Genomic DNA, 24,674 nt, shown 5'->3' on the forward strand with positions numbered 1-24,674 from the left:
TCCCGCATGTCTCCTGATCTTCTCAAGCTCATCTTCGGCCGGCTCACCTTCGAATCGCTGCCGCTGCACGAGCCGATCGTCGTCGGCACCTTTGCCGTGGTTGCAACCGGCGGCCTCATCATGGTCGCCGGCCTGACCTATTTCCGCGTCTGGGGTTATCTCTGGAGCGAGTGGTTCACCAGCGTCGACCACAAGCGCATCGGCATCATGTACATGATCCTCGGCATCGTGATGCTGCTGCGCGGCTTCGCCGACGCGCTGATGATGCGGTTGCAGCAGGCGCTCGCCTTCGGCGGCTCGGAGGGCTATCTCAACTCGCATCACTACGACCAGGTCTTCACCGCCCACGGCGTGATCATGATCTTCTTCGTGGCGATGCCGCTGGTCACCGGCCTGATGAACTTCGTCGTGCCGCTCCAGATCGGTGCGCGCGACGTGTCGTTCCCATTCCTGAACAATTTCAGCTTCTGGATGACGGTCGGCGGCGCGGTGCTGGTGATGGCCTCGCTGTTCATCGGCGAATTCGCCCGTACCGGCTGGCTGGCTTATCCGCCACTATCGAACATCGGCTACAGTCCGGATGTCGGTGTCGACTATTACATATGGGGATTGCAGGTCGCGGGCGTCGGAACGACGCTGTCCGGCATCAACCTGATCTGCACCATCGTCAAGCTGCGGTGCCCCGGCATGACCATGATGCGGATGCCGGTGTTCACCTGGACCGCGCTCTGCACCAACGTGCTGATCGTCGCCTCCTTCCCGGTTCTGACCGTCGTGCTCGCGCTGCTCTCGCTCGACCGCTACGTCGGCACCAACTTCTTCACGAACGATTTCGGCGGCAGCCCGATGATGTACGTGAACCTGATCTGGATCTGGGGTCATCCCGAGGTCTACATCCTGGTTCTCCCCGCCTTCGGCATCTTCTCGGAAGTGACCTCGACCTTCTCGGGCAAGCGGCTGTTCGGCTACACCTCGATGGTCTACGCCACGGTGGTCATCACCATCCTGTCGTACCTGGTCTGGCTGCACCACTTCTTCACGATGGGGTCGGGCGCCAGCGTCAACTCCTTCTTCGGCATCACCACGATGATCATCTCGATCCCGACGGGCGCGAAGATGTTCAACTGGCTGTTCACGATGTATCGCGGCCGCATCCGCTTCGAGCTGCCGATGATGTGGACGATCGCGTTCATGCTGACCTTCGTGCTCGGCGGCATGACCGGCGTGTTGCTCGCGGTGCCGCCGGCCGACTTCGTCCTGCACAACAGCCTGTTTCTGATCGCTCACTTCCACAACGTGATCATCGGCGGCGTCGTTTTCGGCGCGTTCGCCGGCATCGGCTACTGGTTCCCGAAGGCGTTCGGCTTCAAGCTCGACCCGTTCTGGGGCAAGCTGTCGTTCTGGTTCTGGGTCACGGGCTTCTACCTCGCCTTCATGCCGCTCTATGTGCTCGGCCTGATGGGCGTGACCCGCCGGCTCCGTGTGTTCGACGACCCGAGCCTGCAGATCTGGTTCATCGTCGCCGGCATTGGCGCCTTCCTGGTCTTCCTCGGCATCCTCTCGATGCTGATGCAGTTCGCCGTCAGCTTCCTCAGGCGCGAGCAGCTCAAGGACGTCACCGGCGATCCCTGGGATGCGCGCACGCTGGAATGGGCGACCTCCTCGCCGCCGCCGGCCTACAACTTCGCTTTCACGCCCGTCGTTCACGACAATGACGCGTGGTGGGACATGAAGAAGCGCGGCTATCAGCGCCCGCTCCTTGGATTCAAGCCGATCCACATGCCCAGCAGCACCGGCACCGGCATCATCCTCGCCGGCCTTGCCACCGCGATGGGCTTCGGTCTGATCTGGTACATCTGGTGGCTGGCGGCCGCGAGCTTCATCGCGATGCTCGCCGTCGGCATCGGTCACACCTTCAACTATCACCGCGATTTCGACATTCCGGCCGACGACGTCATCCGGGCCGAAGACGCGCGCACCAAACTGCTCGCCGGAGCCAAGTAAATGACTGTCGCTGTCAATCCCACGCAAACCGGCGAACCGGTGTTCTACCTCGCCGACGAACACCCGCATCCGGAAGGCTACAGCACCTCGCTGGGCTTCTGGATCTATCTGATGAGCGACTGTCTCATCTTCGCGATCCTGTTCGCCACCTTCGGCGTGCTCGGCGGCAATTACGCCGCCGGGCCGGCGCCGAAGGATCTGTTCGAGCTGCCGCTGGTCGCGGTGAACACCTCGATGCTGCTGCTGTCGTCGATCACGTATGGCTTTGCGATGCTGACGATGCAGCAGAACAAGATCGCGCAGACCCAGATGTGGCTGGCGATCACCGGGCTGTTCGGCGCCGCCTTCATCGGCATCGAACTGTCGGAGTTCGCCCACATGATCCATGAAGGCGCGACGCCGCAGCGCAGCGCCTTCCTGTCCGCCTTCTTCACCCTGGTCGGCACCCACGGCCTGCACGTCTCCTGCGGCCTGATCTGGCTGGTGACCCTGATGGTGCAGGTCTGGAAGTTCGGCCTGATCGAGGCCAACCGCCGCCGCCTGATGTGCCTGTCGATGTTCTGGCACTTCCTGGACGTGGTCTGGATCGGCGTCTTCACCTTCGTCTATCTCCTGGGAGTTCTGCGATGAACACCGATACTCACGCCGCCCACGCGGACGATCACCACCATGGCGATGGCCACGCTCACGGCTCGTTCTCGACCTACATGCTCGGCTTCGTGCTCTCGGTCGTGCTCACCGCGATCCCGTTCTGGCTGGTGATGAGCGGCGCGCTTCCGAGCAAGCAGATCACCGCGCTCGTCATCATGGCCTTCGCGGTGGTGCAGATCGTCGTGCACATGATCTACTTCCTGCACATGAACACGACGTCCGAAAACGGCTGGAGCATGATGGCGCTGATCTTCACCATCGTCATGGTGGTGATCGCGCTGTCCGGTTCGCTGTGGGTGATGAACCACCTCAACAGCAACATGATGCCGATCCACCAGATGACCGGGATGAAATGAACGAGACTAGGGCCGTGGCAAGCAAGACAGACGGGGCTCGCGGAAAGGCCGCGCGCCCGTCCTGGTGGCTCGCGGTCCTCTCGCTCGCGGCTATTGCGCTTCTGATCGCGCTCGGCGTCTGGCAGATCGAGCGCCGAGCCTGGAAGCTGGCGCTGATCGATCGCGTCGAGCAGCGCGTTCATGCTCAGGCCCAGCCGATCCCCTCGCCGGCGGCATGGCCGACCGTCTCCGCCGCAAGCGACGAATACAGGCACGTCAGCGTCAGCGGCCGTTTCCTGCATGACCGCGAGACGCTGGTTCAGGCCGTCACCGAAGAAGGCCCGGGCTATTGGGTGTTGACACCGCTCAGGCGCGACGACGGCACGCTGATCCTGGTCAACCGCGGCTTCGTGCCCTCCGACCGGCGCGACGCCTCGACGCGCCGGGACGGCAATCCGCAAGGCCCGGTCGAGATCACCGGCCTCTTTCGCGTGACGGAGCCAAAGGGCGGATTCCTCAGAACCAACGTGCCTGAACACAATCGGTGGTACTCGCGGGATGTCGCCGCGATTGCGGCGGCACGCGGCCTCGACCATTTCGCGCCCTTTTTCATCGATGCCGACGCTCGATCACAATCCGGCAGCGGCCCAATCGGCGGATTGACCGTGATCAGCTTTCCCAATAACCACCTGATCTACGCGGTGACGTGGTTTGCCCTGGCTTTCATGCTGGCCGGCAGACTTATCGTCACGTTCGGCGGCGGGCTGTTCCGCCGCAAGAAGCCCTGGAGCGGCTTCGTCCACGAAGCGGCCCGCGGCTCCGATGCTGTCGCCCGCAGGACGGGATCAGATGCTGGAACGATCGTCGAGCCCACCTGACGACGGAAGAACGCATGGCGCCGTCACGCTGCAATCGCAGGCGGACGCGCGCAGCGAGCTGATCGGCGCTGCGCCGACCGACGACGAGACCAACCGCAAGAACATGGCGCTGCTGATCCAGCTGCGCTGGACTGCAGTGGTCGGCCAGATCGTGACCATCGGCGGCGTGCATGTCTGGCTCGGCATTCCCCTGCCCCTCACCCGCATGGGCGCGGTGATCGGCGCACTGATATTTCTCAACATCTCCAGCCTCGTCTGGGTGCGCCATCGCGCCGCGATCACCAACAACGAGCTGCTGGTCGCCCTGATGCTGGACGTCGCCGCGCTGACCGCGCAGCTTTACCTCAGCGGCGGCGCTACCAATCCTTTCACCTCGCTGTTCCTGCTCCAGGTGACGCTGGGCGCGGTGCTGCTCGATGGCCGCTCGACCTGGTCGCTGGTCGCGTTGACCTGCGCGAGCTTCGTCTGGCTGACCGTCGCCTACCGGCCGCTCGATCTGCCGCCGAACCCGCTGAGCGAGACCTACACGCTCACGGTGGCCGGCATGCTGCTGGGTTTCGTGCTCAATGCCGTGCTGCTGGTGGTGTTCGTCACCCGCATCAACAGGAATTTGCGCGAGCGCGACGCGCATCTGGCGGCGCTGCGCCAGCATGCCGCCGAGCAGGATCATATCGTGCGCATGGGTCTGCTCGCCTCCGGCGCGGCTCACGAGCTCGGCACGCCGCTCGCCTCGCTCTCGGTCATCCTCGGCGACTGGCGCCGCATGCCCGACCTCGCCGCCGATCAGGAGCTGGCTGAGGACCTGGCGGAGATGGAGACCTCGCTGCAACGTTGCAAGTCGATCGTGACAGGCATCCTGGTGTCGGCGGGCGAAGCCCGCGGCGAAGGATCGTCGCCGACGACGGTGGCGGCTTTCGTCACCGCGCTGGTGGAAGAGTGGCGCGACGCGCGCTCGGCGCGCACGCTATATTTCGTCAACACCTTCGGCGAGGACGTAGCGATCGTCTCGGACGTCGCGCTGAAGCAGGTGATCTTCAACGTGCTCGACAACGCCTACGAGGTCTCGCGCGACTGGGTCGAGCTCGTTGCCGGGCGCGAGGGCGATCATCTCGTGCTGTCGATCAGCGATCGCGGCCCCGGCTTTGCGCCGGAGATGCTGGCACAGATCGGAAAGCCCTATCAGTCGAGCAAGGGCCGCGCCGGCGGCGGGCTCGGCCTGTTCCTGGTGGTAAACGTCGTGCGCAAGTTAGGGGGCAGCGTGACCGCCGAGAACCACAGGAAACGCGGCGCCACGGTCCGCCTTACGCTGCCGCTCGCCACGCTCGCGATCGGAGGCAGTTTTGACGCCTGACCGTTCGCTCATCGTCGTCGAGGACGATGCCGGCTTCGCCCGCACCCTGAAGCGTTCGTTCGAGCGCCGCGACTACGAGGTCGTGCTCGCCGCCTCGATCGAGGACGTGCGGAAGGTCCTGGAGGAGCGATCGTTCGGCTATGCCGTCGTCGACCTCAAGCTCGGCGGCGCCTCGGGGCTGGCCTGCGTCGAGCTGTTGCACACGCACGATCCGGAGATGCTGATCGTGGTGCTGACGGGCTTTGCCAGCATCTCCACCGCCGTCGAGGCCATCAAGCTCGGCGCATGCCACTATCTGGCAAAGCCGTCGAACACCGACGACATCGAGGCCGCCTTCAACAAGGCTGCAGGCAATGCCGAGGTCGCGCTCGACGCCCGGCCGACATCGATCAAAACGCTGGAATGGGAACGCATCCACCAGACCCTGATCGAGACCGATTTCAACATCTCGGAAGCGGCAAGACGGCTCGGGATGCACCGTCGGACGCTGGCGCGGAAGCTCGAGAAGCGGCCGGTGAAGTGAGGTTGGTCAACTTTGTAGGGTGGGTTAGCGAAGCGTAACCCACCACTTCTTTGCGGCAGCATGGTGGGTTACGCCTTCGGCTAGCCCACCCTACGGACCGAGCAAGATCATCCGGCGCCCAAAACAAAAAGCCCGGCCAAGCGGCCGGGCTTTTGCTTGGTTGTGATGAACGCGCGAGACGCTTACGCGGCCTCGTCGGCGACCGTGGCGCCGCCATCGGTCTCGTCGCTATCGCCCTCGGCGTCCGCATCGGCCTCGCCTTCGGCGGCTTCAGACTTGGCGCCGGTGCGGCGCGGGCTCTTGGCGAGCTGGGCCTCGATCTCCTTGACCGCTTCGGTCTCGGTCGAGTGCTGCACCACCGCGATCTCGCGGGAGAGACGGTCGAGCGCGGCTTCATAGAGCTGGCGTTCGCTGTAGGACTGCTCGGGCTGCGACTCGGAGCGATAGAGGTCGCGCACGACTTCCGCGATCGCGACGATGTCGCCCGAATTGATCTTCGCTTCGTATTCCTGGGCGCGGCGCGACCACATGGTGCGCTTGACGCGGGCACGGCCCTTCAGTGTCTCGAGCGCACGCTTCACCAGCGCGGGCTCCGACAGCTTGCGCATGCCGACATTGGCGACCTTGGCGGTCGGCACGCGCAGCGTCATCTTGTCCTTGATGAAGTTGATGACGAACAGCTCGAGCTTCGCACCGGCGATCTCCTGCTCCTCGATGGCCAGAATCTGGCCGACGCCGTGAGCGGGATAGACGACGAATTCGTTGGCCTTGAAGCCCTGGCGCTGGGTCACGACCTTCTTTTCCTCGACCTTCGGCGCAGCAGCCGCGGGCTTCACGGCCGGCTTGGCGACAGCGACAGGAGCCTTGGCAGGAGCAGCCGCAACAGGAGCCTTCGGCGCGGCGGGCTTGGCAGCGGGAGCCTTGGCAGCGGGTGCCTTGGTTACAGCGGGCTTGGCGGCAGGCTTGGCGGCAACAGGCTTGGCAACGGTCGCTTTCGCGGCCGGCTTGGCAGTCTTGTGAGGCATTGCGCTTCTTTTGTTCTTCGAGGACTTTGCAGCCGGCGCCTTCGTCGCGGTCCGACCCTTGGATGCGCCACGGCTGGCCGCGGCGACTTTCTTGGCGTCCTTATGGGAAGCCTTCGCTGAAGTACTCTTTTTACGCGTTTTCTGTGACACAGCCTGCGCGCGGAAACTGCCACGCCCCTGTTCGACATTTGGTTTCACGGGAACCCAACGGGGCCGACGGGGCTAACCAGGGTTCGGCTCAATGTGCCCAATATAGCACATTTCCCGCAAAAATCAATGATTTAGGGGTCTTAAGGGCTGGTTTTCAGCGGTTACGCCGCTAATAGGGTTAAGTTTGACCCGAATTAGTCGCCGGAGCCGGGGTTCGGCGAGAAATACTTGTCGAACTTGCCCTCCATGCCGTCGAAATCCTTGGCGTCGGCGGGTGATTCTTTCTTCTGGGTGATGTTCGGCCAGCTCTTGGCATAATCGGCGTTGACGGTGAGCCACTTTTCCAGGCCCGGTTCCGTGTCCGGCTTGATGGCATCGGCGGGGCATTCCGGCTCGCACACGCCGCAGTCGATGCACTCGTCAGGATGGATGACGAGCATGTTCTCGCCCTCGTAGAAACAATCGACCGGGCAGACCTCGACGCAGTCGGTGTACTTGCACTTGATGCACGCTTCAGTGACGACGTAAGTCATCCAACGCTCCGAAAAGCTCTTTTAAAAGTCGCGGCTTGCGTAGCGCGGATGGCCCGGCGCCGCAAGCTCAGGAACGGCCGATCATGACGGCTTTATGCGCTTGATCGACCAAGAAATGAATTCAAAGCGCAATTAATTGCGCTGAGAATTCGGATGGCCTTCGCTCAGCTCTTCGTAGAGCACACGGGCCGAGGCGGCATCGCCGCGGCGCTCGTTGAAGGCGATGACTTTCAAGACGCGCACGGTGCGATCGAGTGCAACGGTGAGCACGTCGCCGATCTTGATCGCATGCCCCGGCGATTTCTCGCGTGCGCCGTTGACGCGAACATGGCCGGACTCGACAAGCTCGGCAGCGGAGGTGCGCGCCTTCACCACCCGCGCGTGCCACAGCCATTTGTCGATGCGCTGCCGCTCGGTCGTGGGATCACTCCTTGCGCCCGGACAGCTGCTCCTTTAGCGCAGCGAGCTTCGCGAAGGGCGAGTTCGGATCGACCGGACGATCGCGTTCGCGCGGGGTGGCGCTCGATGCGTAGGGGCGCAGCGACGGTCCGCCCTGGCGGTCGCGGCCCTTGTCGCGTTCGCGGCCGCGGTTGTCGCGGCCCTTGTCGCGATCGCCGCCGAACTTGCCCTTGTTGCGATCCTTGTTGTCGCGGTCCTTGTTGCCGCCATTCTTGCCTTCGAAGCGACGGTTCTTGTCGTCGCGCCCCTCGGGACGTGGCGCGCCTTCGGCGCCGCCTTCGCGCGGCTTGCGGAAGTCTCTGCCACCATCGCGACGATGACCGCCGCCATGGCGATGACGCTCACCGCGCTTCTCGCCGTCGGCGGCCGGCGCGGCTTCGCCTTCGGCAGGAGCAGTGCCGGCTTCCGCAGTCGCCTGCGGACGCGGCTGGTGATGGCGCTGGTTGCGATGGCGCTCGTGGCGCGGCTTGCGATCGTCGTGACGGCCGGCGGGACGCCAGACCTCGATGAGCTCGGGCTCGGCGGGCGTGGCCGCGGCCTCCACGGGTGCTGCCGCATCGGCCGACGCCGCGGCTTCGGCTGCAGCAGTCTCGGCAGATGCGGTTTCGGCGGGAGCGGCTTCAGCAGGAGCGGCAGCCTCAGCGGAGACTGCAGCTTCTTCCTCCGGTGGCGCGATGCCGGGAGCGTCTTCCGGCGTGACGGAAGCTTCGAGCGCCGGCTCGTCTTGCGCTGGCTCGTCGTGCTGCTCCATCCCTGGCGCGTCCTCGACGGTGACAGGCTCGGCGGCGGCTTCGATCGCGGTGTCCGCAGGCGCTGCGGCGTCCTCGACCGGCGTTTCGGTTGCGGGCGTCTCTTCGCTGGAGGCGTCAGCAACAGGCGCCTCGGCAACAGCCGCAGCGGGCTTCGCCGGCAGCGGCGGACGCTTGTCCATGCGATAGCCGAGCGCACGCAGCACCGACGCAAAATCTTCGCCCGCAGAACCGGTGAGCGAGGTCATCGCCTGCGTCACGACAAAGCTGCGGCCGTCGAACGCACCCGCGGGCTTTTCGCCGGACGCGTTCTCGCGCCAGGCCAGCGCCGGACGGATCAGATCGGCCAGGCGCTCCAGAATGTCGACACGCACGGCGCGCTCGCCGGCCTGCTTGTAGCCGAGCACGCGATAGGCATCGCGCGGCAGCTGCTTGTCGACCGGGAACGAGGTGCGGCCGGAGCTCGCCAGATGCTGCGCGCCCGACAGCGCGGAGGGATCGACATTGTCCTGCTTCAGCGCCCAGAGCAGCGCGGCCAGCGCACGCCCGGCCGGCTTGAGCAGGCCGGGGAAATAGAGGTGATAGGCGCCGAAGCGGACGCCGTATTTGCGCAAGGTCGCGCGCGAGGGCTGGTCGAGGTCCTTCAGCTCGTTGGCGATCTTCGGGCGCTCCAGCACGCCGAGCGCCTCGACTAGCTGATAGGCGATGCCGCGGGCGATGCCGGTGACGTCCTCGGCCTTACTGAGCTCGAACAGCGGCCCGAGCAGCTTTTCGATATGCGTCTTGAGCCAGAGGTCGAGCCGGGCCTGCACCTTGTCGCGGGGGGCGCCCGTGAGGCGTTCGTCGGAGATGATGCGGATGCGCGGATGCAGCGCGTCCTCTGCGGCAGACAGCCGCGCCACGGCGTCGCCGGTCCAGCGGATGATGCCTTCCGAGGTCAGCACGAACTGCTCGTCCGGCGCATTGCCCAGTTTTTCGGCGCGCGCGTTGATCTCGCCGGCGAGCACGGCCTGCGCTGCAGCCTGCAACGCTTTCGCATCGGAGCCGGCTTCCGCCGCATCCGGTGCAAAGGTGAAGCCATCGAGGCGGCCGATGACATGGCCTTCGACGATGACTTCGCCGGTCTTGCCGATTTCCGTATTCAAGCTCGTGTTCTCCCGCAGGCGGCGCATCAATACACTGGTCCGGCGATCAACGAAACGCTCAGTCAAGCGTTCATGGAGCGCATCCGATAATTTATTTTCGACCTCGCGGGCGATCCCCTGCCAGCGTTCCGGGTCTTTCAGCCAGTCGGGACGGTTGGCGACGAAGGTCCAGGTGCGAATCTGCGCGATCCGGGCCGACAGCGTGTCGATATCGCCGTCGACGCGGTCGGCCTGGTCGATCTGGGTCCTGAACCAGGCGTCGGGGATGCATCCCTTCCGCATCAGGAAGCCGTACAGCGTCGTCACCAGCTCGGCATGGGCGGCCGGCGACAGTTTTCGATAATCCGGGACCTGGCAGGCCTCCCACAGCCGTTCCACGGCGTCCTTGCCATGCGCGACATCGCGCACCTCGGCGTCGCGGGCGGCGTGGTCGAGCACGCGCATGTCCTCGGCGATGGGCGCGCGCGTCAGCGCCTCGTGACCGGGGGCCAGGTTCAGCGAGACCTGGAGCGCGCCGAGGGAGGCAAAATCCAGCTTCGAATTGCGCCATTGCAAAACCTTCACGGGATCGAAGGTGTGGTTCTGCAGCGCATTGACGAGTTCGGGCTCGAACGGCGCGCAGCGGCCGGTGGTGCCGAAGGTGCCGTTGCGGGTGGCGCGGCCGGCGCGGCCGGCGATCTGGCCGAATTCGGACGGCGTCAGGCGGCGGAACTGGTAGCCGTCGAACTTGCGGTCGGAGGCAAAGGCGACGTGGTCGACGTCGAGATTGAGGCCCATGCCGACGGCGTCGGTGGCGACGAGGTAATCGACCTCGCCGTTCTGGAACATCGCGACCTGCGCGTTGCGGGTGCGCGGCGAGAGCGAGCCCAGCACCACGGCGGCGCCGCCATGCTGGCGGCGGATCAGCTCGGCGATGGCGTAGACCTCGTCGGCCGAGAAGGCGACGATGGCGGTGCGGCGCGGCTGCCGCGTGATCTTGCGGTCGCCGGCGAATTCCAGCTGCGACAGGCGCGGCCGCGTGATCATGGAGACGCCGGGCAGCAGCCGCTCGATGATCGGGCGCATCGTGGCGGCACCCAGGAGCAGCGTCTCGTCGCGGCCGCGGCGGTTGAGGATGCGATCGGTGAAGACGTGGCCGCGTTCCAGATCAGACGCGATCTGCACCTCGTCGACGGCGAGGAACGAGACGTCGAGATCCCGCGGCATCGCCTCGACGGTCGAGACCCAGTAGCGCGGCGATTTCGGCTTGATCTTCTCCTCGCCGGTCACGAGCGCGACGGCATCGGGGCCGACCCGCGCGGCGATCTTGTTGTAGACCTCGCGCGCCAGCAGGCGCAGCGGCAGCCCGATCATGCCGGAGGGATGCGCGAGCATCCGCTCGATGGCGAGATGGGTCTTGCCGGTGTTGGTGGGACCAAGCACCGCAGTGACGCCGGCGCCGGGAAGCCGATCGGAAGCGAAGGGGGAGGAGGAAAAAGGCATCTGGGGGATTAGGTAATGGCGATTGGGGCGAATGTCAGTGCTGTTTTGGGGCGGTGGCGCGAAGGGCTGGCCTCACACACTGCTGTCATCGCCCGGCTCGACCGGGCGATCCAGTATTCCAGAGGCGGCGCAGATCAAACCGAGAGGGCGCGGCGTACTGGATGCCCCGGTCAAGCCGGGGCATGACAGCGGAGAATGCGGCGCCCCTCCCCGAACCTCGCGCAACTGTCTCACTTTGCGACGCTTTTCCCGTTGGCTTTAAGCTTCGGAACGAGTTGAGAACGAATCGCGGCCGAATCGCTGACTCCCCCTTGAGTCCTGTTCCGTTCACGCAAGATGTCGCGGGAGGCCTATTGGTTCGCACTAGATGGAGTTTTGGCCCGCCGCACAAGCGACGTTTCGGTGGCGGATTCGTTAAAGCTGGGGACGGCGCGGAGTCGAATCAGAATCGGGGAGGAGTCAAATGGATTCCCGCTCCCCGACCCCTCCAAAACAAAAGCGCGAAAACAACCCCATGCACAGTAGGCATGTTGTTGAAATTGCTTGTGTTTATTTTCGGCCAAAAGGTGAGGTCCGTAGCCCGCATGGAGCGGAGCGCAATGCGGGGGCCGAAGCAAAGAACCCCGGATTACGCTGCGCTCCATCCGGGCTACGGCAGCGGGGGCTACGCCAAGCCTACTGCGTCTTTGCGACCCTGGGCGGCTGGGCGCTGGTGACGAAGCTGGTCGCTTCCAGCATGGCCGGCCCGAGCGGGGTCGGCACTTTCAGCCAGAATGGGACCAGGATGCGCGTGCCGGCGATCGGCGCGAACGCGACCTCGATGTTGCGCTGGGCAGCGAGATATTTGATCACGGGACGATCGGGGATGTAGCCGGCGATGGGCACGAAATACAGCGAGCAGACCACGACCTGGCCGTGATAGCCCTTCTCCGCCTTGACGTTTTCCATGCGCTTGAAATCGAGCTTGAGCTCGTAGCGCATGCGGCCGTCGAACACGGCGGCGCTGCCGTGGCAGGCGTCCGCCGACAGCACGTCGCCGGTGCCGGATACGCGCACCAGCGAGGCCGTCATCGGGTCCCAGACGCCGCGGCGATGCGCGTCGGTGACGACGATGCGGTCGGGATCGAGCGGCGGCTCCGGCAGGATGGCAAAATCCTTCACATTGCCCTTGTCGAGCGTGATGCGGATCTCTTCGGTTTTCTTCGAGGTGGTGGTGGAGGCCTGATAGCCGGTCGCGACCAGCGCGCCGTTGACCACGCGGCCCTGCGAGGCACCGGTGCCCGACCCGCCCGCAAAGGATTTCAGCAGCCCCGAGGTGCCGCCGGAGGCCGCGGCCGCGAACACGTCGTCCTGGATGTCGATGTTCCAGGCGCCTCGGCCTACGGGAATGCCCGCCAGCGTCGCCTCGTATTGCGCCTCGAGCTTGCCTTGCGCCGCCGCGGGCTCCGCCGCCCACGCCAAAACCAGCCCGAAAAGGGCCGCCATGACCCACCGGCCGGCAGAGCGCGGATGACTTGCGCGCCGCTCCGCTGAGCGCAGCTCATTTGGGCGCAGCTCATTTGGACGCAGACTTGGCGCAAGATGAGGCGTTGTGAGCACGAAACAATCCAATCGGGGCGCGAACGGTCGTTACTTAAGCCAAAACCCGCGCCAAGCAATGTGTCCGGGCCAATCCGCGTCCGGAACTCCACTGCACTCTTCGGGCGCGAATACGCCCTTTATGTGATGGTAAGGCGCGATAATCATTGCCGTTTTGGTGATCGGGGCGGGTCAGAAGCGCGCACATCACCCCGCCACCTCCACCGCTGTCATGCCTTGCTGTCATGCCCCGCGAAGGCGGGGCATCCAGTACGCCGCGGCCCCTCGACTCTAGCCGCGCTTTCTCGGAATACTGGATCGCCCGCCTTCGCGGGCGATGACACCAACTGCCGGGCGATGACAGCTACCTTGGAGCATGAAACACGCCCCAAAACCTTGACGTCCCGCCGCTTCCCCCCTATACGTCCGCCCGCTCCCTGCAAGGACAGAGAATTTGCCCGTGGCGCCCCGAATGGCGGCCGCACATCGTTGGGAAAGATTGAGGATTTTGCCATGTCTCGCCGCTGCGAATTGACGGCCAAGGGCCCCCAGGTCGGCCACACGGTCAGCCACTCCAACATCAAGACCAAGCGCCGCTTCCTGCCGAACCTGGTCAACGTGACCTTCATCAGCGAAGCGCTGGGCCGCAACGTGCGCCTGCGCGTCTCCACCAACGCGATCAAGAGCGTCGACCACAATGGCGGCCTCGATCCCTTCCTGCTCAAGGCCAAGGCCGCCGTGCTGTCGCCGCGCGCCCTCGAGCTGAAGCGCGCCATCCAGAAGAAGGTCGGCCCGACCCCGGCGCCGGAGAAGAAGGCGAGCTAAGAATTTTCGGATTGGGTGAGGGCTTGCGTCGCGAGGCGTAGGCTTAGCTGGATCAAGTTTTACGTGACGGCCGGATCGAGAGATCCGGCCGTTTTTTGCTTGCGCGTTGGATGAGAGGCGACGGCATCAAGAAGTCGGCGTAGCTTATGCAGCTTCGACACTTCACATTCCCAGACGGTCAGACATTTCCATCCGGCAGCACGTAGCGCCCTCTTGTGCCTAGCGTCGCGCGATCGGTTTCCGCGAACCTTTTCAATCCAATATTTCGAATTTGACTTCACCCTACGCTTTCCGTCCACGCACTTCGTGCAGCCGTGCCAAAAGCAGCCGTGAACAAAGATTACCACCCGGCGCGATGGGAAAATGATGTCCGGCTTTCCTGGAAGGGTCTTCGCATGCAGCCGAAACCGCAGCCCAGCGGCGAACAGGAAGCGGCGAACGGCAATCTCTGGACGTGTATTTTTCGAGCGGATTGCAGCCATATTCGCGCTTCGCTGAATCGCCGTTACCGTATCCATCTTTGCCGTCCGCGCTGTTCGCTGGCGTCAACCCGCTGAAATTTAACGGGTTTTTTACTATACTTAGTAACAATTGGACGCAACGACCCTCTATCTATACCCTCGGTTGCAGCGACGATGCGCGAGCACTCGTAAGCAACCATACCGGCTGATGAAAAGTGATGACGAAGGCGCAGCAACAGCGATCCAATTCCAAACGCACCACGAACAACCTTCCGAAGATTGTAAGCGTCTTTTCCGGCGCCGGTGGTCTCGATCATGGATTCAAATCGGCCGGATTCGAACTCAGCTCAGCCTTCGACATCTCTCCTGCAGCGATCGAGACGCATAAGCGGAACTTTCCCGGCGCAGCCGCTACAGCTGGTGATCTGATTACGCTCGGCCCTAAAGGCGTTGCTTCAATTGTCAAAGAGACTGTGAAGATCGGTTCCCGGATTGGCATCATTGGTGGTCCGCCTTGTCAGGGATTCTCCAGAGCCAACACAACTGCCACCGCATCAGATCCCCGCAATCAGCTGCCAAAGTTGTACATCGAAATCGTGCGGGAGCTTCAAAAGCATTTTGAAGTTGATTTTGTGGTGTTCGAGAATGTTCTCGGGATGCGCGACAAGAAGCACTCAGCCGCCTATCAAAGCCTTCTGTCAGGATTGCGCGCGCTCGGTTTTGACATAACAGCGAAGGAGCTTTGCGCTCTCGACTTTGGGGTCCCACAAACGCGGCGCAGAATAGTGCTGTCGGCCATTAGAAGCAAAGTTGCTATGAATCCTGTTCGTCCGAGACGAAGGAAGGGACTTGCAACGGTACGAGAAGCTATAGGCAACCTTCCCGAACCAAAGTTCTTTTCACGAAATTTGGCCGCAGACGACATCCCGCATCATCCCAATCATTGGACAATGAATCCGGTGTCGCCAAGATTTAAAATGAAAGTAGCAACTCATAGTGGCCGCTGCTTCAAACAACTCAGTTGGCAGAAGCCGAGTCCAACAATCGCGTTTGGTCATCGAGAGATTTATGTTCATCCTAGTGGAACGCGCCGCTTGAGCATATTTGAAGCGATGCTCCTGCAAGGTTTCCCGGAAACGTTTGTACTGAAGGGGAATCTATCCGAGCAGGTAGAGCAGATCTCGAATGCGGTCCCGCCACCCCTAGCCAAGAGTGTCGCTGCGGCAATTCGGCGATCATTGAGAGAGTAAGTTGGCTATCAGGATCATCGAGCAGAAAAACGCGAACGAACATGAACTCGCAAAGAATATCATTCAGAGCGAGGAGCGAGATGTCGTTGTCCAGACTACACTTCAAACAAACGAACAGGTCATTGCGCGCGTAACAGACGGAATCTACCGACAGCCTGCATCCTCTCTTCGAGAGCTTATCTCAAACGCCTACGATGCAGACGCCACTCGCGTAACAATTAAGACCGACGTTCCACGATTCGAACGCATCACTATCGAGGACAATGGCTCGGGCATGTCGCCGGCAGTTCTTGCGCACCTCCTCTTCAATATCGGGGGCAGCGCTAAACGAAATGCGGAGGGCGAGGGGCTAGGGATTACATCCCCAACTGATCCAACGCGAAGTCCCAGTGGCCGAAGACTTATTGGCAAGATCGGTATCGGCCTTTTCTCCGTCTCCCAACTAACTCACTCATTCCAAATCATTACAAAGACCCAAGGCGACAATCATCGCACTGTAGCGACAGTGTCGCTTCGACAATTCTCGGATTCGGAAGTTGCACCCTCGCACGGTGAAAAGAAATTTGAATCAGGAAAGGTCGTGATATGGCGCGAAAAGGCTACGGACATAGAAAAGCAGGGCACCACCATCGTCCTCAATTCAATACGCCCCCAAGCTCGCGATACGCTTCGCAGTCGTGAAATCTGGGGAGCGATTGAGCAAAACGAACAGACTGCAACCGACGAAGAAAAGCAATCAATCGAGCCGCCAAAGTTTCATGTTGGCAGAGTCGACCAGACCGGAAGACTTCTCCGACCCGTTGGCGATCGATATACATCGCTGCCTTGGGAGAAGACTGACAACCCATCCAAGGCATTCAAAAAGCTTGTCGATGCGGTATGGGACCAAACTCAAGCAGGTAATCCCAACCCAAAGCTCGAGAGCATTTTTGATTACTATCTACGAATGGTCTGGCTGCTTGGACTGTCCGTGCCATTACCTTACGTTGAAGGACATTTATTCGACCAGCCCTCGTCGGGCTGGGCCGAGACATTCGTACTCTCGAACAAGCCAAAGGGTGCTGCACAACCAGTCACCGAAGTAGGATCAATTCGGGACGCGGTTGACCTAGATGACCCGAAAGAGTCGGCCGGCAAGTTTGACGTTTTCGTGGACGACCTTAAACTCTTCCGCCCGATCAAGTTTAGAGACCTGCCCGCTCCCACTACCCATTCGCTCAAACACCCTCTGGTATTTGTCGGGAAGTGTGACGAGACCTTTCCGAAACTGCCGCCAGAGTTAAGCGGGGGCAGACTTCAATTTGAAGCTTATCTCTTTTGGTACCCAAAGATATCGCCTACCGAGCATCAAGGATCACTCATTCGTATTCACGGCGCGAGCGGGACATTGTTCGATCCCACGTTTATGAGATACCAGATTTCGGAGCAAACTCGACTAAGACAAATCACATGCGAAATCTTCGTCAACGAAGGACTTGATAGCGCACTCAACATTGACCGAGAATCCTTCAATAACGCCCATCCTCATGCCGTCTACATAACAAGATGGCTCCACGCTGCTCTGCGACAACTGGCAACCGTACAAAAGAAAGCGGCGAGCCAAGTGAGACGCTACGAGCGCGAAGGGACGAAGGACGCCCACTTAGTCTCATTCAGAAGGTTGCTTCTCAAGTTTGGACCGAGCAATCAGACGATCCAGCTTCGGCTCCGCCGTCAATTGAACTTGTCGAAGGTGATCTCCCGAAGCGCACCAACTCAGATACCTACGTCTACCAGCGCTCGGCCGTGGCCGCCCGGGAAAAACCAAAGACCGCGAAAGAGAGAGCAAGAGCAACTATTGTCGACGAGAAACTGAAGGCGATTGCGCAAGTTCTTGCATCGTTTGGTCTCATCGATCAACTCACCAAAAAGAAGCAGGAAGCTCTTCTCAGAGCTATCCATCGGATTTTAGAAGAGCAAGAGGGATGAGCGATAAAGGGGCGAGCGACAATTCTGGAAGCTTTGCCGACAACATTTCCAGCGTGGGTGAATACAGATATTCATTTCCAAAGAAGAAGAACTTTCATCCTTGGCACAAGCCACGGAAGCAGTTCGTGAGGAAGGAGCAATGGTGCTACTTTATCGGACAGCTGCTCGATGAGCTTCCGAGGCTAGAGGACACCCTGACTTACTTTGGTCTTCCCGGCGACGATCTGCTTGATTTACGGTGCTTTGGCTCCACTGTGTGCGAGCCAAGAGATATCAAGCTTCGCTTTCTCGGCTTCAACAACAGCGCGGCCGCCGCAACCGAAGACCAGACAGAGTTGAACATATCATTGGATGAAATAAGCAAATCAGCTTCTTTCGATCCTCGGTCCGAAATTCTAGCTGACGATATGCGAGAGCTCGTCAACATGAGCTCGATTGCTTGGCACAAGACGGCTGCAATTGGACCGTACGACGTCATCAACTTGGATTTATGCGACGGTTTTGGTGCTCAATCGCCAGGCCATTTTGATGAGACCTACTACAATATGGTTCTGAGATTGTTGTCGGTTCAAGCACGTCGCAAGTCGCCGTGGCTGCTGCTCCTGACGACAAGAGTTGGCAAGGCCCATATACACGCTGAGACTTTGAAACGGCTTGCTGGGCTCTACAGTCTAAATCTTGCGGAATGCGCACCGTTTCAGACGGCCTCATCTAAAAAATTCAATATATCAGATGCTTCTTCGCTCGAAGAGGCAAAGAAATCGGAAGCTGGGATACAATCCGTGTTCTTAGTGGGACTTTGCAAATGGCTTCTGCATCTTGGAGCCGCGCATAGCCCTCCTTCAATCATGGAGGTGAAGAGCACCCTCGGCTACAGAGTCCATGGCAACGCCTCAGTTGAGGATATGGTCTCCATAGCAATTCGTTTTAACCCCACCTTCGACGTGACAGGGGATCCGGCCAATCTGGCAACGATTCAGCCGACGCCGATAGACGAGTGTGATCTAGCGACGAAAATCCTGAAGCGAGTTAGCAGCCTGCTCGATGTGGACGAATATTTGTCGTCCGAAAGCGACATACGCCAAGAGATGATTGATGAAATGTGCACGCTTTTGGAGGCAGCACGCTACGATATCGACGAGTATCGAAAGCAGCAGTCGGCTTAGGGCTTAAGGCGTAAATGGAATTTGCATGCACGAGTACCGTTTATTTGACGTGGAAATTGTGCGGCTTGTGAACGGCCAGCGCCTCTATTGGCCACGAGCGGCTGAGGTCAGATCAGAGGCAAATCCGGTATGCAATAGAGAGTATCAAGATTTACGCAAAATCTCATGGGATGAGGTCGAGACGATACGAGCCTTGGAATCCGAACTTGTCAGTCGGTTGGAAGCAGCCCCGGATCTCGAAGCAGAACACGAATTAATCTTGGATGAACTATACGACGATCCAGAGGGCATTCTCGGATTAGACATCGGCGTAGCCTCGACGGTCGCAGCTCTATCAGCAGCAGGGTGTGTTCCGATTAGTAGCTGCAACGGCGGGGCTTACGGCGGATACCATCATGAGAGATATCCACTCGTTGCATTCTTTGCAAAATTAGACCGACTAGAAATTCTACTGGATTGCGCCAAAGAAGCAGATGTGGGGTTAGAGAACGGAGAATCAGGTCTCTTGACGCTGTATTCAAACGATATCAGAAAAATGGGTGTCTTTGCGGATATCCTCTCCGTGCGCTGTCAGAGCTAAATCCCTACGCGCGGTGGCTTGCAGTATCGAAACAACGCACGACTTCGTGAATTTATTAGCTGTCCACTGTACGCGCTCGGGTAGCGGCGAACTGTGCAATACCGATAGGGCGTAGCCGCGGTACTTCGCGTTTCATCATAATATGAGAACGGAACCAACGGCAGCCCGCGCGTCTGTACCTCCCCCTACCCCCGAAAATCAATGCTCCGCAGCACGATTCCCGGCGGCGTGCCTTCGAACTCGGTCGCCTGATATTTGCGTCCGGTGCAGGCTTCGATGCGCTCGCGCAGGCGCGTGAACTGCTCTTCGCGCTCGCTGGGCCGGGCGCGCGGGCCGCGTTCGAGGTCGTCCATGGCGGAGGTTGAGATCGCGCAGGCGATCTCTTTGCTGCCGTCCTGCATCGAGAACTGGACGATGCCGCGGTCCTGGTCGTGGGCGATGAAGCGGCTGCTGGTGAGCGTCATGGGGTACTCCTTTGCGTCCGCGCGGCGTGCCGGGCTTGTGCGCGATTGCGCGCGGGGGACGCCGGTCGGCGTTGTCGAAGCAGGCTGTGGCACAAGCGTGCACAACAAGTCGCTTCGGTGGTTATGGGTCCCGGCCTTCGCCGGGACGACGGGTGTGTTTGCAAGCATGCGCGATGGCACCACGAGTTGGCTCGCCGTCAGCCGTCGCCGTTGAGCCTTGCGAAATCATCGAACAGGGCGGCCACCAGCGCGCGGTGGCGGGTGTCTTCAGTGGGCAGGCTCGCGGCATAGAGGTTGAGCAGATGGCGCGCCTTCACGGCGGCCTCCGGCCAGGACGTGGCGGGCACGGACATCATACGGTTTTCGAGCTCGGCCTCGCGCTCGCGCAGCTCCCTGACCTGGGCCTCGACATCGGCCAGCGCGCGGCGCAGATCGGTTGCCTTCTGGGCGGCCATGCCGCGGTGGCTGTCGAGATCGACCGGGATGTCAGTCATTTCAGGCACTCGCGTCGATACGTTGGGCATCCGCCAGGTCGACCGAGCCGATCGACAGCATCTCCGTCGCACCGCGCACGCCTTCGGAGGGCACCGTGATCATGGTGGCGACGCGGCGATAGGACGCGAACGACAGGCCCTCGATCATCTCCTCGTCGGTGACGACCTCATAGGCGCCGGCCGGCAATTCGCGCGCGAGGCCGCGGATGTGGAATGGATGCTTGAAGGTGATGGTTTCTCGCCGCGAGCGGATGGTCATGCGCGCCTGCCTTTCGCAAAGAAGGGGCCCCAACCGACGCCAGCCATGGCGAACCATGCGCTCCTTGCGCGGCAATAGCCAGCTTTATGTCAGCGGGAGCCGGGACTTAAGCGGCAAGCGCGGTGCTCGCGCGCGGCGTTTTAGTCCTCGCAATCGGCAGGGCGCGGGCGTACGCTCGACCACGTCAGCGCAGCTCACGCAATTGCCGCGCGTCGATGTTGCGCTGCATCTTTCGCGCCTCGTGTGCGCGGCGGCGATCTTCAATGGCTCGGGTGGATGCAGCGTGGCCTCGCCCAGCGACCATTGCAGCGCCGATCTCGCACGCGGACGAACTCGAAACCCAGGAGGAGACGACGTCATGGCCAAGGGACAGCAACGCAGCAATCGCGAGACCAAGAAGCCGAAGAAGGACAAGATCAAGACCAGCGCCGCAGCGCCCAGCCGCAAGGATGCGGCGTGGCAGCCGGAGATCGGGCAGAAGAAGAAGTAGCGGGGGCGGATAGAGGGCGGGCTCGACGTATCGCCGACCTCCGTCATGGCCGGGCTTGTCCCGGCCATCCACGTCTTTCGCGCGGAAGCAAGAACGTGGATGCCCGGGACAAGCCCGGGCATGACGAGTTTGTGGCACGATCACGCGTTCAAGCTCGCCACCATCTCCTTCTCCCCACTCTTTTCCGCTATACTCGCCCGGGTAGCATCAGCGGGAGGGGAGTACCGTGGAGCACGAGCGCAACGCCGACCACACATCCGAGCCGAAGAATCTCGTCATCTGCTGTGACGGCACCGGCAACGAGATCTCGGAGAACATCTCCAACGTCCTGAAGCTCTATCGCTGCCTGCGCAAGACCGACAAGACGAAGCCGCGGCAGATGGTGTTCTACGATCCAGGCGTCGGCACGGTGACGGAGCCGTCGACGTGGCACCGCTGGAAAGCCAACGTCAATCTGGTGCTGGGGCTCGCCACCGGCTACGGGCTCGATGACAACGTGCTCTCGGCCTATTGCTTCCTGATCGAGCACTACGCGCCCGGCGACAAGATCTACCTGTTCGGCTTCTCGCGCGGCGCCTACACCGTGCGGGTGCTGGCGGGGCTGATCCACAAGATTGGCCTGATCTCGCCGGAGCAGGCCAACCTCGCAGGCTCGGGCCTCGTCGCCTACAAGCAATATTCCGGCACCGGGCGCGGCAACGACGTCGAGGATCTCAAGGACGTCGCGATCGACGAGAGCGGGCCGCTGCCAAAGGACGCGTTCGACCTCGCCGCGCAATTCGCGCGCATCACCTCGACACGCTGGCCGACCATCCACTTCATCGGCGTCTGGGACACGGTGGCGAGCGTGATCGTGCCGCGGCGCGACAATTTCTTCTTTCTGTTCAGCCTGGAGGAGCTCGCCTTCACGCTGCGCAATCCCAGCGTCAACATCTTCCGCCAGGCGATCGCGATCGATGAGCGCCGCTGCATGTTCCGCCTCAAGCAGTATGAGGAGCCGCAGGATTATTGGCGCAACCGCTATGTGCCCGACGAGAAGAAGGAGCCGCAGGACATCCTGCAGGTGTGGTTCGCCGGCGTGCATTGCGACGTCGGCGGCGGCTATCCGGAAGTCGAGAGCGGCGAGTCCAAATATCCGCTGCTCTGGGTGATCGAGGAGGCGGCCAAGGCCGGGCTGAACTTCAACCCGCGCACGGTGAACCAGCTCGCCTGGGGCGTCCAGCGCAAGAACTCGCCGTTTCAATACGTGCCGCCGGCTTACACCGGCAAGACGGGCGAGCTGCATGATTCGATGACGGCGGTGTGGCGCGTGCTGGAGTATCTGCCGAAGAGTGCCAAGTACCGGGAATGGCCGGAGCGGAAGGTGTTTTTGGGTTTCTACATCCCCGATTGCGAACCGCGCCTCATCCCCGAAGGCGCGCATGTGCACGAGAGCGTGGTGAAGCGGATGGCGGTGGAGCCGGACTATCGGCCGGTGAATCTGCCGAAGGATTATGTGACCGTGCCGATGCCCGTGCCGCCGCATGTGGGGATGGCGGCGGAGACGGGGGAGATCGTGGTGGGGTGAGGTGGTTTCGCGGCACTGGCCCCAAAAAAGGTGTCGTCCCGGCGAAGGCCGGGACCCATAACCACAGGGAGCAGTTTGGCGAAGACTCGTCGCTCGGTACTCCTACTTTCCGCAACCGAGAGATCACGCGGTATGGGTCCCGGCCTTCGCCGGGACGACGGCGAATTTGGAGCGCCCGCCCCACCCCGCTACCGCCGCTTTCTCCATTCGCCGACACTTTTCATTAAAATTCTCCGCCCCGCCTTAGCCGGATCGCATCAACTCCTCTGCATCATCTGCCAAAACCACCCGCGCCATCCGCGGAAATTGGAGGAGAGTGCCAATGCATCCGCGACGACATGCCCGCGTCAAACCCGCGGGCCTCGTGTCCCGCCAGGCCAAGATCATCACCGACCCGCGCGCGCCGGTGATCCCCTGCACGCTGATCGACTATTCGCCGGGCGGGGCCTGCGTCGATCTCGGCGGGCAGGTGAAGATTCCCGATCGCTTCGAGCTGCTGCACGTGAACACCAAGAAGCGCTGCCGCGTGGCGTGGAAGCGCGGCACGAAAGTGGGCGTGGTGTTTTAGAGGGAGCGAGACGTCAGCTTAATCACCCTCTCCCCTTGTGGGAGAGGGTGGCTCGCCGCAGAGCGGCGAGACGGGTGAGGGGTCTCTCTCTGCGGGTACATCTCTCACAGTTGGATCTGCGGAGAGAGACCCCTCATCCGGCGCCATAGCCGATGCGAAGCATCGGCGTTTTCAAGAACGGCGGCCGAAGGCCGCCTATGCCACCTTCTCCCACAAGGGGAGAAGGAAGAAGCCTACGTCCGCATCCGCGCCTTCGCGCCCGCGACGATCTGCATCGCGACGCCGGCGATCCATCCAAACAAGGCGAACCAGCTCCAGGCGATATGCGGCTCGAGGCGGAGCACGATGATGGCGACGGAGGCGAGCGCGGTGAACGTGGCGCAGAGCGTGCCGGCGGAGCTCAACAGCTCCGCGGCGTCGATGTCACCGTGGGCCTCGTCGAACGGCAGCTGCGGCGTGTCGATGCCGAGATAGAAGCCGACGAAGCCCAGCACCATCATCAGCAGCAGGAAGCCTTCGGTGGTGAGCGCGGGAATCGCAGATCCCACGTAAGCGCCGACGAACAGCCCGCACGCCGCGCCCGCCATCGCAAGACCCACGCGCTCGATGACATGGGCAGCTTTCCGGATACGAAACCGCATGGCGGGCCTCCGTGAGGCGTTGAACGCACGCGAGGTTAGGCCAGATTTGGCGGAGGTGGAAGGTGAGGGGATTTACGGATGCGTGAGGTGGGCGTTGCGTCCCCTCATCGTCGTCCCGGCGAAGGCCGGGACCCATAACCACCGAATTCGGTTTGGCGAAGACAAGCAATGACCTTCTTGCGCTGTCACCGCGGCCTCGGCGTATGGGTCCCGGCCTTCGCCGGGACGACACTGTAAATGCGGCGCGGTCCTCGCGCCACACTCGCTCCCCTCACCGCGCCCCGAACGTGGTTTTGCCGAACAGCGCCTTTTGCGTCGAGGGCTGCGAGCGCCAGTATTGCGGCGGGGCTTCGACCTCGCCGCCGAGTTCGGCTGCGGCGTGCCAGGCCCAGCGGGGGTCGTAGAGCAAGCCGCGGGCGAGCGCGACCATGTCGGCCTTGCCGGATGCGACGATCTCTTCGGCCTGCTTCGGCTCCGTGATCAAGCCGACGGCGATGGTGGGCAAACCCGTCTCGCGCTTGATGGCCTCTGCGAACTGCACCTGGTAGCCGGGGCCGAGCGCGATCTTCTGCAGCGGCGAGACGCCGCCAGAGGAGGCATCGATCCAGTCGACGCCGCGCGCCTTCAGCGCATTTGCGAATACGATGGTCTGCGCCAGGTCCCAGCCACCCTCGACCCAGTCGGTCGACGACACCCGCATGCCGACCGGCTTGTCGTGCGGAAACACCGCGCGGACCGCGTCGTAGACTTCCAGCGGGAAGCGCATGCGGTTCTCGAGCGAGCCGCCATATTCGTCGGTGCGCTTGTTCGAGATCGGCGACAGGAATTGATGCAGCAGATAGCCGTGCGCGCCGTGCAGCTCGATGGCATCGATGCCGATGCGCTCGGCGCGTTTGGCCGCATCGACGAAGGCCTCGCGGATGCGCTTGAGACCCGCGGCATCGAGCGCCAGCGGCGCGGCCTCGCCCTCCTTGTGAGGCAGCGCGGACGGCGCCACGGTCTGCCAGCCGCCCTGGTCCTGCGGAATCAGCTGGCCGCCGTCCCAGGGCCGTGCGCTGCTGGCTTTGCGGCCCGCATG

The 24,674-nt window shown here is 62.1% G+C and carries 25 protein-coding genes; 14 read left to right on the plus strand and 11 right to left on the minus strand.

What is annotated here, in order from left to right; all coding sequences use genetic code 11:
- The first annotated feature begins 6 nt into the window (after nucleotides 1-6).
- Genes cyoB through AC0L3P_RS32345 form a run of 6 tightly spaced genes read left to right on the plus strand, consistent with a single transcriptional unit; the run spans nucleotide 7 to nucleotide 5,742 of the window.
- Nucleotides 7-2,004: a cytochrome o ubiquinol oxidase subunit I gene (cyoB, locus tag AC0L3P_RS32320; RefSeq protein WP_473308273.1), complete on the plus strand. Its 1,998-nt coding sequence runs from the start codon at nucleotides 7-9 to the stop codon at nucleotides 2,002-2,004.
- Nucleotides 2,005-2,634, plus strand: coding sequence for a cytochrome o ubiquinol oxidase subunit III (cyoC, locus tag AC0L3P_RS32325; protein ID WP_007604612.1), 630 nt, complete (start codon nucleotides 2,005-2,007; stop codon nucleotides 2,632-2,634).
- A complete protein-coding gene (gene cyoD / locus AC0L3P_RS32330; protein ID WP_275172757.1) occupies nucleotides 2,631-3,011 on the plus strand; it encodes a cytochrome o ubiquinol oxidase subunit IV in 381 nt (126 codons plus the stop codon). Before cyoC ends, cyoD begins: the two co-directional genes overlap by 4 nt.
- Nucleotides 3,008-3,868, plus strand: coding sequence for an SURF1 family protein (locus AC0L3P_RS32335; protein WP_354063460.1), 861 nt, complete (start codon nucleotides 3,008-3,010; stop codon nucleotides 3,866-3,868). Before cyoD ends, AC0L3P_RS32335 begins: the two co-directional genes overlap by 4 nt.
- Nucleotides 3,840-5,219, plus strand: coding sequence for an ATP-binding protein (locus tag AC0L3P_RS32340; RefSeq protein ID WP_354063458.1), 1,380 nt, complete (start codon nucleotides 3,840-3,842; stop codon nucleotides 5,217-5,219). Before AC0L3P_RS32335 ends, AC0L3P_RS32340 begins: the two co-directional genes overlap by 29 nt.
- Nucleotides 5,209-5,742 carry a response regulator transcription factor gene (locus AC0L3P_RS32345; RefSeq protein ID WP_007599266.1) on the plus strand — a complete coding sequence of 178 codons (534 nt, stop codon included), beginning with the start codon at nucleotides 5,209-5,211 and terminating at the stop codon, nucleotides 5,740-5,742. Before AC0L3P_RS32340 ends, AC0L3P_RS32345 begins: the two co-directional genes overlap by 11 nt.
- 182 nt (nucleotides 5,743-5,924) lie before the next feature.
- On the opposite strand, the gene AC0L3P_RS32350 is transcribed toward AC0L3P_RS32345, so the two are convergent.
- The 5 genes from AC0L3P_RS32350 to AC0L3P_RS32370 form a co-directional block, all read right to left on the minus strand.
- A complete protein-coding gene (locus tag AC0L3P_RS32350) occupies nucleotides 5,925-6,767 on the minus strand; it encodes a CarD family transcriptional regulator (protein ID WP_354063456.1) in 843 nt (280 codons plus the stop codon).
- Between the two features lie 344 nt (nucleotides 6,768-7,111).
- On the minus strand, nucleotides 7,112-7,450 hold the full coding sequence (gene fdxA / locus AC0L3P_RS32355) for a ferredoxin FdxA (RefSeq protein WP_275172752.1): 339 nt from the start codon (nucleotides 7,448-7,450) through the stop codon (nucleotides 7,112-7,114).
- Nucleotides 7,451-7,582: 132 nt separating this feature from the next.
- Nucleotides 7,583-7,852, minus strand: a complete 270-nt coding sequence (locus AC0L3P_RS32360; protein ID WP_081747864.1) for an RNA-binding S4 domain-containing protein — start codon at nucleotides 7,850-7,852, stop codon at nucleotides 7,583-7,585.
- A gap of 22 nt (nucleotides 7,853-7,874) precedes the next feature.
- The gene (locus tag AC0L3P_RS32365) at nucleotides 7,875-11,285 is read right to left on the minus strand and encodes a helicase-related protein (protein WP_473308278.1); all 3,411 of its coding nucleotides are present in this window, start codon (nucleotides 11,283-11,285) and stop codon (nucleotides 7,875-7,877) included.
- 675 nt (nucleotides 11,286-11,960) lie between these two features.
- Entirely contained in the window at nucleotides 11,961-12,770 is an 810-nt protein-coding gene (locus AC0L3P_RS32370; protein ID WP_473308280.1) for a DUF3108 domain-containing protein, read from the minus strand.
- A gap of 606 nt (nucleotides 12,771-13,376) precedes the next feature.
- Between AC0L3P_RS32370 and rpmB the strand changes: the two genes are divergently transcribed.
- On the plus strand, nucleotides 13,377-13,688 hold the full coding sequence (gene rpmB, locus AC0L3P_RS32375) for a 50S ribosomal protein L28 (protein ID WP_026232426.1): 312 nt from the start codon (nucleotides 13,377-13,379) through the stop codon (nucleotides 13,686-13,688).
- A gap of 59 nt (nucleotides 13,689-13,747) precedes the next feature.
- On the opposite strand, the gene AC0L3P_RS32380 is transcribed toward rpmB, so the two are convergent.
- Nucleotides 13,748-14,206 carry a very short patch repair endonuclease gene (locus tag AC0L3P_RS32380; RefSeq protein ID WP_473308282.1) on the minus strand — a complete coding sequence of 153 codons (459 nt, stop codon included), beginning with the start codon at nucleotides 14,204-14,206 and terminating at the stop codon, nucleotides 13,748-13,750.
- Nucleotides 14,207-14,367: 161 nt separating this feature from the next.
- On the opposite strand from AC0L3P_RS32380, the gene AC0L3P_RS32385 reads away from it, so the two are divergent.
- The 4 genes from AC0L3P_RS32385 to AC0L3P_RS32400 all read left to right on the plus strand — a co-directional run bounded on the left by AC0L3P_RS32385 (nucleotide 14,368) and on the right by AC0L3P_RS32400 (nucleotide 19,113).
- Nucleotides 14,368-15,399, plus strand: coding sequence for a DNA cytosine methyltransferase (locus AC0L3P_RS32385; protein WP_473308284.1), 1,032 nt, complete (start codon nucleotides 14,368-14,370; stop codon nucleotides 15,397-15,399).
- A gap of 1 nt (nucleotide 15,400) precedes the next feature.
- Complete coding sequence (locus tag AC0L3P_RS32390; protein WP_473308286.1) at nucleotides 15,401-17,254, plus strand: ATP-binding protein; 1,854 nt, start codon at nucleotides 15,401-15,403, stop codon at nucleotides 17,252-17,254.
- A gap of 109 nt (nucleotides 17,255-17,363) precedes the next feature.
- On the plus strand, nucleotides 17,364-18,533 hold the full coding sequence (locus AC0L3P_RS32395) for a PP_RS20740 family protein (RefSeq protein WP_473308288.1): 1,170 nt from the start codon (nucleotides 17,364-17,366) through the stop codon (nucleotides 18,531-18,533).
- A 25-nt stretch (nucleotides 18,534-18,558) separates the two neighbouring features.
- Nucleotides 18,559-19,113: a hypothetical protein gene (locus AC0L3P_RS32400; RefSeq protein WP_473308290.1), complete on the plus strand. Its 555-nt coding sequence runs from the start codon at nucleotides 18,559-18,561 to the stop codon at nucleotides 19,111-19,113.
- Between the two features lie 185 nt (nucleotides 19,114-19,298).
- On the opposite strand, the gene AC0L3P_RS32405 is transcribed toward AC0L3P_RS32400, so the two are convergent.
- The 3 genes from AC0L3P_RS32405 to AC0L3P_RS32415 form a co-directional block, all read right to left on the minus strand.
- Nucleotides 19,299-19,577, minus strand: a complete 279-nt coding sequence (locus tag AC0L3P_RS32405; protein WP_007604598.1) for a DUF1488 family protein — start codon at nucleotides 19,575-19,577, stop codon at nucleotides 19,299-19,301.
- Between the two features lie 197 nt (nucleotides 19,578-19,774).
- A complete protein-coding gene (locus tag AC0L3P_RS32410) occupies nucleotides 19,775-20,071 on the minus strand; it encodes a hypothetical protein (protein WP_018452940.1) in 297 nt (98 codons plus the stop codon).
- A gap of 1 nt (nucleotide 20,072) precedes the next feature.
- Nucleotides 20,073-20,330: a hypothetical protein gene (locus tag AC0L3P_RS32415; RefSeq protein WP_007604597.1), complete on the minus strand. Its 258-nt coding sequence runs from the start codon at nucleotides 20,328-20,330 to the stop codon at nucleotides 20,073-20,075.
- A 358-nt stretch (nucleotides 20,331-20,688) separates the two neighbouring features.
- On the opposite strand from AC0L3P_RS32415, the gene AC0L3P_RS32420 reads away from it, so the two are divergent.
- From AC0L3P_RS32420 to AC0L3P_RS32430, 3 genes are all read left to right on the plus strand, one after another.
- A complete protein-coding gene (locus AC0L3P_RS32420) occupies nucleotides 20,689-20,820 on the plus strand; it encodes a hypothetical protein (protein WP_007599247.1) in 132 nt (43 codons plus the stop codon).
- Between the two features lie 226 nt (nucleotides 20,821-21,046).
- A complete protein-coding gene (locus AC0L3P_RS32425) occupies nucleotides 21,047-22,387 on the plus strand; it encodes a DUF2235 domain-containing protein (RefSeq protein WP_473308292.1) in 1,341 nt (446 codons plus the stop codon).
- Nucleotides 22,388-22,709: 322 nt separating this feature from the next.
- On the plus strand, nucleotides 22,710-22,955 hold the full coding sequence (locus AC0L3P_RS32430; RefSeq protein ID WP_007599245.1) for a PilZ domain-containing protein: 246 nt from the start codon (nucleotides 22,710-22,712) through the stop codon (nucleotides 22,953-22,955).
- Between the two features lie 233 nt (nucleotides 22,956-23,188).
- Here the strand turns inward: AC0L3P_RS32430 and AC0L3P_RS32435 are convergent, their stop codons facing one another.
- Nucleotides 23,189-23,596, minus strand: coding sequence for a hypothetical protein (locus AC0L3P_RS32435; RefSeq protein WP_275172742.1), 408 nt, complete (start codon nucleotides 23,594-23,596; stop codon nucleotides 23,189-23,191).
- Between the two features lie 271 nt (nucleotides 23,597-23,867).
- A partial coding sequence (locus AC0L3P_RS32440) for an oxidoreductase (RefSeq protein ID WP_473308295.1) occupies nucleotides 23,868-24,674 on the minus strand: 807 nt, incomplete at its 5' end.

It is taken from the genome of Bradyrhizobium sp. WSM4874 (assembly GCF_055811835.1).